The sequence below is a fragment of the Citrobacter sp. wls826 genome, from assembly GCF_005281245.1.
Lineage (GTDB): Bacteria > Pseudomonadota > Gammaproteobacteria > Enterobacterales > Enterobacteriaceae > Citrobacter > Citrobacter braakii.
Window position 1 is genome coordinate 173,045 of sequence record NZ_SZWS01000061.1, and the last position, 5,682, is coordinate 178,726.

Genomic DNA, 5,682 nt, shown 5'->3' on the forward strand with positions numbered 1-5,682 from the left:
CGCCTCTGGCGCTGGGTGGCCTCCAACGGCAACGGTTAGCGGCGTTTGAGCCAAGGCGGGAAGATGGCGTAGCAGCAGTGCAGATGCCACAAGCTGGGCAAACATCCGTCTTGTCAGTGGCATAATTGTTATCCTGAAGGTGATAAAATCGCTATATATTTACATATACAGCGAATAAAAACATGTTCAGAATCAATTTCTCACGGATGAAAACCCGGAATACCCCATAAGGGCTAGATGGCGTAGAGACAACAGGAATGGCGAAATATAAGCCAGAAAAAATCCGCGACGCAGCGCGGATTCGGGGAGTAAAACGCTTCAGGTAACGGCATTAAGATGTCGGCTGAGCCTGTTTTTTAGGCTCGACTGGCGTGGTACTTGCCGGGGCCGGGCGCGATGCGGGCACGCTGTCACAGGGCTTTTCTTTGGCGCAGATCAGGTCGAGCATTTTTAGCGTTACGCCGTTGGTCCAGCCAAAACCATCCTGCAACGGATATTCGCCGCCGCCTCCGCCAGTGCCTGTGCTACTCACGTCATACTTTTCAACCAGCTTTTTCTCACGATCGTAGGTGTGCTGCACGTTGGTGAGGAATCGCCAGGTCACGTCCATGGCGACGTTATCCTGACCGTAATTCTGTAATCCCGATGCGGCGACCCACTGGAGCGGGGCCCAGCCGTTGGGAGCATCCCACTGCTGGCCGCTTTTCACCGACGTGGTGGCCAGGCCGCCGGGTTGCAGCAAATGCGCCTGGGTTGCCGCGGCCACTTTACTGGCGCGATCTTTTGCTGCTGCATTGACATACAACGGGAACAAGGCGGCGGCCGTGAGTTGGTTACGTACTTTGTGGCTCTTCAGATCGTAATCGGCATACCAGCCTTCTTTGTCGTTCCACAGGTGCTTTTCGATCCCTTTTTGTCGGGCATTAGCGAAGCCTTCATATTGTGCAGCTTTGGCATTATCCCCGGCGGCCTTGCTGGCGAGGGCGATCATCTTTTCCATTTTGTACATCAACGCATTGAGATCGACCGGAACGATGCTGGTGGTGCGCAGGGTGCCTAGTTGATTGGGGTTATCCATCCAGCGGGAACTAAAGTCCCAACCCGACGCGGCGGCAGAACGCAGGTCGCGGTAGATTTCTGTGGCCGGTCGGTTCGGATTGCTTTTAGCTGTGGCGATATCCTCCACCCAGGACTCTGGTCGCGGCGTATCGCGGTCATCCCAGTAGCGATTCAAAATGGTGCCGTCATCCAGTTTAACCACGCGCTTATTCTGCTGACCGGGCTGGAGCGTTTCGACGCCTTCCATCCAGTAGGTGTATTCTTTGAGCATCTGCGGGAGGTATTTTTTCAGCGCGTCATCCCCGTCATGCTGCGCCAGCAGTTCCACCATAAAGGCAAAGAATGGCGGTTGAGAACGGCTCAGATAGTAGGTGCGGTTGCCGTTAGGAATGTGTCCCCAGGAATCAATCTCGTAAGCAAAGTTTGCCACCATGTCGGAGACCTTATCCCAGTGATTGCTCTCGGCAAGCCCCAGCATGGTGAAATAGCTGTCCCAATAATATATTTCGCGAAAACGCCCGCCAGGCACGACATACGGCTCCGGGAGCGGCAGCAGAGAGTCCCATTTTTCAGCGTCGGTTGTCGAACGGGTGAGTACCGGCCACAGTCCGTCAATATGCTCGCGCAGCGATTGCCCGGCAGGGGGGACGTATTTCTCGCCGGCTTTCGGCAAGGTGAAATTCACTTCCACAAAATGACGTAGGTCGAATCCGGACTGATTTTTCTGCATCCGGTAATCGGCAAGGATCATTAATGGATCGCTGTTAGGAACGGCGTCAGCAAAGGTTTTCTGGTCAGGAAACAGTTTGGCCGTTTGTACATCGTTAAACAGTGGGCCAAGCAAAATATCAGGCGGCTGAGGCGTGGCGGTTGGCGCGTCCTCGGCGTTGACGGCAAAAGAGGAAAGGGCAAAAAAGGTGCTTGCGAGCGTCAGTTTTATTGCAACAGAGAGCAGGCCTGGATGGCGAGTTGCAGGCGTTATCATCGGTTAATCTCCTTAGGGTGTGCCGAAGCAGCGGCATTTACCATGAGAAAACCTTAGTTCAGGATCGACCGTTGCGCGTGATCGACGCCCCATTTTGCGAATAAACAGACATTTCCCGACGCGAATCGAAAAGATGCACACCCTTTGTCGGCAAAGGGTGTGCAACCGACATCAGCCCGCGCAGGTTATCCGCTGGGCCACGCTGTCAAGGGTCAGGGTATCACCCATCGTGATACTCTCGATGGCCTCGCCTTGCTGACACAACCAACATAACCCCATTGCACGGGCGATAATCGCCGGGTGGGACGCTTCGCTCCCGTCCCGCAGGCAGATGCCTTTGATGGTCTTCGGATCGAGTTGCAGCACCGTAGAAGGATAGATGACCTCCGCGACCAAAATAGTGGGGCGGATGAACGCGGGAATTTGTGCAGTCTCTCCCGTCAAATACTGCAGTGAACGAGACAACAAATCTTCAATATCGATGTATCGCGCCTGCAGGTAAGGATCGTCGAGCTGTAAATACTGCTGGCTGAGATCGCTCAGCACCTGATGCCAGGCCCAGGCCGCGCTGCACTGCGTTTCACGCATTAGATCACAGGCCATATCGAACAGATCCGGATCGTCCAACAGTGTGTGGTGACCGGAGAAAATAGCGGCGATATCTGCGGAATATCTCTCTTCTGCAAGCGCGGTTAGCTCGCTTAAGTCGTTCAGCGTGCTTTGGATAGCGACCCGTAACCGTTGCTGCTCAATCTGGAGTGAGGCTACAGGCTGTTGGCTTACCTGTGGTGAGAACGGTGTGTAACAGAATGCCGTCCCCGTGACCTGTGAGGGAACCTTCGTCACTACGGTATCAGCATGCGCGGGCTCGAGCGATTCACCAAAATTCTCAGCCGCCAGCTGTTTGAATGCGGCCAGCGCATCCTCTGCCTGTTCGCCCTTAGCAATCAGGCGCAGCGTGTCGTTACAGCGTACCTGCAGCAGGGCAATCTGATTCAGGCTATCAGGGACGACGCACTTGCCATTTTTCTCCAGCCACATATCGGCGTTAAAGCCAGACAGCGCGGAAACCAGCCGTGAAGCCGGACGCACATGAATGCCGTTTGGGTTTTTCACCACAATGGCCACTGAATGAGCATCTGCATCGGGCGCGAATTCGGCGGATGTCGGCTTTGCTGCAGATGGCGAAGGTAAACCCAGTTGCTCACATTTGGCGTCGAGGGCATTCATGGCATCACAGATGACCCGCTCGATGTCAGCACCTGCGGCAGCGCTAACCGTTGCGGCGAGCGTGCCTTCGACCAGCGGCGCGGCGCACAAACGTACTTTGGCGGCAATGGCCGGATCGAGCAGTTCCAGCGCGGTTTCCGCACTCAGTAGCGCACTACCGATATCCATCATCACCAGCACGTGATCCGTATCGGCCACGGACTCAATGGCTTCCATCACCTTGATAGGATCGGTGCCAATCGGATTCTCAGGATCGTCAATGCCTGCGGCAATAGCGATTTTGCAACCATCACCCATTAACATCTGCCGGGCTAGCGCGCCGACGCCTTCGCCCAACTGGGCGCTGTGAGAAACAATAACCAGGTTTACCATCGCTTTATCCTTACTCTCTGGACGCCTGAGCCAGCATTTGCATCATAAACATTACGGACGTTGCGCCGGGATCCTGATGCCCAATGCTGCGCTCACCGAGATAGCTGGCGCGGCCTTTGCGGGCCTGCATGGTGATGGTGCTTTGCGCTGCTGCTTCCGCTTGTTGGCTTGCCGCTTCCAGCGCCGCCTGTACGCTCAGCTTTTGCTCGCAGGATTGGCGTAAAGATTCCACTACCGGCAGCCAGACATCGCACATGGTTTTGTCGCCAGGTTCAGCTTTACCGCGGCTAATCACACCTTCTGCGCCATCACGAATCATTTGATACAACTCCTCAAGCGTCAGGCTTTGATGAGCCTGGGTCACCTGGGCGGCGCGGATAAAAAAGGTACCAAACAGTGGACCGCTGGCCCCCCCGACGCTTGAGAGCAGCACCATGCCGGTGTTTTTCAAAATAAAACCAATGTCTTTATCGGCGATGGACGGCAGCTTTTCGACGACTTTGCTAAAGCCACGGTGCATGTTCAGACCGTGGTCGGCATCACCAATTTCCCGATCAAGACCGGTGAGAAAATCACTTTCGGTGGTGAAGATCTCACCGCAGCGATAGAGCCAGTTAACAATTTGTGTTCTGTTGAGGGACATCATGTATCTCCTTATTTACCCCAGTTGAGAGCAGGGGTGTGAACCGGTGCATCCCATAAGCTCAGCGTGTCGTCATCCACCTGTAACAGGGTGATTGAGAAGCCGGTCATATCCAGAGAGGTACAGTAAGAACCGATCAGATTGCGCTCAATGACGATGCCGGCGTCCTGGCAACGGCTTTCGAGGCGGTTATACACGCCGAAGAGTTCTGACAGCGGCGTCGCACCGAGATTATTGACCAGCGCAATGACGCGATCGCCGCTTTGCAACGCGCGTTTGCTTTCTTTGCCTTCCTGCCACGCGCCCTGAACGTTGTCCCAGTGGCGGAGCGTACGGCTGTAGTTGCCGTTTTCCAGCAGGGTATCGAACATTTCATCAACGGTCTGATCGAGGGAAGTGAAGGTGCGGCGGTCAATGCCCGGTTCCCCGTGGATACCCACGCCAAACTCCATTTCGTTATCCTGCAACGTGAACGACGGTTGTCCGGCGGCCGGAACGGTACAGGCGCCAATGGCTATCCCAATGGAGTGGCCCTGGTTATTCAGTTTACGACCCAGCGCCGCACAAACTTCCAGTGAGTCACCGCGTTCGGCGGCCGCGCCGACCAGTTTTTCGATCAATACGGTATTCGCCACACCACGACGACCGGCGGTATACAGACTGTCTTTCACCGCCACGTCGTCATCCACTACCATGGTGGTGACTTTGACGCCGCTTTCATGCAACAGCTCGGTGGCGGTTTCGAAATTAAGAATATCGCCGGTGTAATTTTTGATGATCAGCAGTACGCCTTCGCCGCCATCAATTTGCATGGCGCATTCGAACATTTTATCCGGCGTGGGTGAGGTAAAAATTTCACCCGGGCAGGCACCAGAGAGCATGCCCTGACCAATATAGCCGCAGTGCATAGGCTCGTGTCCGCTGCCGCCGCCGGAAAGCAGCGCCACTTTGCCCATTACTGGCGCATCTGCGCGGGTGACATATACCGGATCCTGATGCAGTGCCAGGGAAGGATACGCTTTCGCCAGTCCGGCGAGTTGTTCAGTCAGTACGTCTTCAACACGGTTAATCAATTTTTTCATTATTTATGCTCCGCAGACAGTCCTGGATGGCTGCCAGATTCGGGCAGGCATCTGATGTAGGGTATCGGGTTATACAACGCCACGGCGACTGCTCGCTGCCGATAAGGTAATTTTGCACACGGGTTGGCAAAAGAAAATTGCTGTAATGGGCGTTTCAATACGAAACGTAGCAACATAATAATGTTCCGTATTGGAACGTCATGGTGCATAAAACAGCGAAAATGAGAGGTTGGGCCGTATTTGGCCGGGAAGCTGATTCACGGGTGTTTATGGAAAACAAACCACCTGCAGAGCAGGTGGTTTGTAGGCAT

4 protein-coding genes and 1 pseudogene are annotated in these 5,682 nt (G+C 54.7%); all 5 read right to left on the bottom strand.

What is annotated here, in order from left to right:
- Positions 1–123: pseudogene (locus FDW87_RS23010) on the bottom strand (iron ABC transporter substrate-binding protein); the annotation flags it as partial.
- Between the two features lie 208 nt (positions 124–331).
- A complete protein-coding gene (locus tag FDW87_RS18330) occupies positions 332–2,044 on the bottom strand; it encodes an alpha,alpha-trehalase (protein ID WP_016153356.1) in 1,713 nt (570 codons plus the stop codon).
- Between the two features lie 171 nt (positions 2,045–2,215).
- A complete protein-coding gene (gene dhaM / locus FDW87_RS18335; RefSeq protein ID WP_137380034.1) occupies positions 2,216–3,646 on the bottom strand; it encodes a dihydroxyacetone kinase phosphoryl donor subunit DhaM in 1,431 nt (476 codons plus the stop codon).
- Between the two features lie 10 nt (positions 3,647–3,656).
- A complete protein-coding gene (gene dhaL, locus FDW87_RS18340; RefSeq protein ID WP_016153354.1) occupies positions 3,657–4,289 on the bottom strand; it encodes a dihydroxyacetone kinase subunit DhaL in 633 nt (210 codons plus the stop codon).
- Positions 4,290–4,300: 11 nt separating this feature from the next.
- Positions 4,301–5,371 (bottom strand): dihydroxyacetone kinase subunit DhaK, encoded by a 1,071-nt coding sequence (gene dhaK / locus FDW87_RS18345; RefSeq protein ID WP_016153353.1) that lies wholly within the window; start codon positions 5,369–5,371, stop codon positions 4,301–4,303.
- Positions 5,372–5,682 lie beyond the last annotated feature (311 nt).

Excerpts from the sequence above, each read along its gene's own strand:
- FDW87_RS18330 (WP_016153356.1), bottom strand. The coding sequence starts at position 2,044 with ATGATAACGCCTGCAACTCGCCATCCAGGCCTGCTCTCTGTTGCAATA.
- dhaM (WP_137380034.1), bottom strand. The coding sequence starts at position 3,646 with ATGGTAAACCTGGTTATTGTTTCTCACAGCGCCCAGTTGGGCGAAGGC.
- dhaL (WP_016153354.1), bottom strand. The coding sequence starts at position 4,289 with ATGTCCCTCAACAGAACACAAATTGTTAACTGGCTCTATCGCTGCGGT.
- dhaK (WP_016153353.1), bottom strand. The coding sequence starts at position 5,371 with ATGAAAAAATTGATTAACCGTGTTGAAGACGTACTGACTGAACAACTC.